The 2,532-nt window shown below is 52.9% G+C and carries 2 protein-coding genes; both read right to left on the reverse strand.

Features of this window, described 5'->3' with window-relative positions:
• A partial coding sequence (locus tag FBQ85_29115; protein ID MDL1879193.1) for a serine hydrolase occupies positions 1–1,477 on the reverse strand: 1,477 nt, incomplete at its 3' end.
• 118 nt (positions 1,478–1,595) lie between these two features.
• A partial coding sequence (locus FBQ85_29120) for a sensor histidine kinase (protein MDL1879194.1) occupies positions 1,596–2,532 on the reverse strand: 937 nt, incomplete at its 5' end.

A 2,532-nucleotide genomic window follows, 5' to 3' on the forward strand; every position in this document is an offset into this window, starting at 1 on the left:
CGACGTTGCCGCTTTCGTCAAGATAGAACGTGATAAACGCCGTTTTCGGCATGTCGTAGATGGGATTGTTCCATGTGATGCGAAACGTATCGTAATTCCAATGCTCTAGTTCTCCGGTGTGACGCGGATTGTAATAAAACACCAGTTTACCGTTTTGCAGGCTCACCCGCGCCGGGCCGGAGAAGTCATCAAAATAATCGCCGACATAAGATTCGAGTTTGAGTGAGGGCTGAGTTCCAGCAACGCGCTGCGCTTGCAACTCGGCTTCGGCTTTGGCTTCGCGTTCGCGCTGGTCATCCCGCCATTTGAGAAAATCCGAGCTCCAATCGCGCGCGGGCGCGCCGAGCACGGCGTCGAGAATGCGGTAGGTCAAGGCATCAATCAAATCGTGCGGCGCAAAATTGGTAAGAATGATGACCCCAAAATTTTTATCAGGCAGCCAGGTTTGCAGCGAAAACATGCCGGAAAGTCCGCCGCCGTGGTTCATGACCTTCTGGCCCTTGTAATCATAAATGAACCAGCCCAGGCCGTAACCGGAAAAATGTCTATCAAAATTTTTCTCCGCCCGAGTCGAAACCGGAATGGGCATGTGCAGCGTGTGAAGATTACGCGCCGTTCGTTCGCTGAACAAGCGTTTGCCCTGATAAACGCCTTTACCGAGATGCAAGCGCATCCATTGTGCCATGTCGATAACGTTCGAGTTGAGCGAGCCGGCCGGCCCGACGGCATCGACGCTGTCATACGCAATCACAGAAATTTTGCCGGAAACGACTTCATGCGGCATGGCAACGTTGCCGCGATTCTGCAAAAAGCGAATACTCGTCGAGGTTTCATTCATGCCCAGCGGGGTTAAAATTCTTTCGTGCATGAATTCATCCCAGCTCTTGCCGGTCACTGATGGAATAATTTGCCCGGCGACGAGAAACATCAAGTTTTGGTATTGAAATTTCGTGCGCAAGGGCGCGCTGGGTTCGAGAAAGCGCAGACGACGCAGAATCTCCTCGCGACTCAATGTCGAACCGATCCACAAATGATCGCCGCCGTAAGTCGGCAGACCGCTGCGATGGGTGAGTAAATCAATGACATTCAACTCGCGGGTGACAAACGGATCATACATTTGAAAATCGCGCACATGCGCCGTGACGCGATCATCCCATTTGAGTTTGCCTTCATCAACGAGCATGCCGAGCAGCGCGGCGGTGAAGGCCTTGGTATTCGAGGCCACGGCGAACAGCGTGTGCGCATCGACTTTTTCGGGCTTGCCCAGCTCGCGCACGCCGTAGCCTTTGGCAAAAATGATCGAATCATCTTTTACCACGGCAACCGCCAGGCCGGGCACCTCCCATTTCACGCGTGCTTGTTCGATGTAGGTATCGATCCGTTTGAGATTCGGCGTTTGCGAAAAACCATTTTGAAAAAGAAATATGAGAACGATTAACACCGCGCGCATGTGACGAATCATCTTTTTTTCTGACATTCCTTTTCTCCGGTTGAATGATGCACAAAAGGCAACGGCCAAGCCACTGCCCCATCGTTTCAAAAGCAAAAAAGTCGCGGTCTAGCCGTGGCTGAGCTACCACTGCAAGCGATTTAACTCAAATTTCTGTTTTCAAATAAAGGCGCATGGTCGTGGCTTCGCCGGGTGTGCTGGCTGCGACGAAAAGCTTGCCGCCGACTTTTTCCACCCGTTGGCGGATGTGATAAAGTCCGAAGCCGCCCTTTTCATTCTTTTTGGTGGTAAAGCCGGGCTTGAAAATCTCTTCCCATAAATTTTCCGGGATGCCGGCGCCGTTGTCGCACACGTCGATTTGCAACTCATCGTAGGCATGTTTAACGTTGCATACGATTTGCGGCGGGCGGCCGTCGCTGTGGCGCAGAGCGTTGTTGAACAATTCATCGAGCACATAACTAAAATCAGCCTCCGCAATGCGGGCGCGCGGCAACGGCGAAGTTGCTTCCAGATGCAAACCGGGATGTCCGCGCTGCTCTATCAAATTCTTAATAACAGCCACTACATCGGTGTAATACTCGGCGCTCAGGCGATGCTTGAGCGTCGCGATGGTTTTGCGGATGTGCCCCTGCAGCCGCACAACTTCCACCATCACGCCGCCGTCTAATTTTTCGTTGTTCATGAGCGTGCGGCGCATTTGAGCGAGGCGGGTTCTAAAAAGATGCCAGTGCTTTTCCAATTCATGCGCCAGATCGATGGCAAAATTATTGGCGTATTGGTACGTCAAAATCGCGCCGGTCTCTTGTTTGAGAATTGCCGCGGTGTTGCGCAAGACCTGCATCAAGTTCTCGCGCATCGCCGGCGAGATTTCGGTTTCAGCTTGCAGGTTTTCAGCATAAAAGGCCAGCCGGTTCATTAATTGATGAATCAAACTGCCGTGATCGAACGCATGTAATCTGACTTGCAGCATTTCCAGCGAGGCCGGGCGCGCGCGTGCCAGGCGCTTGACGCGCAGCGCGATCATCGCCAGGATCATCACGCTTGCGCTCACCAGCAACGGCCGCAACACAAACACCGCCTGG

The organism is Cytophagia bacterium CHB2 (genome assembly GCA_030263535.1).
Classification (GTDB): domain Bacteria; phylum Zhuqueibacterota; class Zhuqueibacteria; order Zhuqueibacterales; family Zhuqueibacteraceae; genus Coneutiohabitans.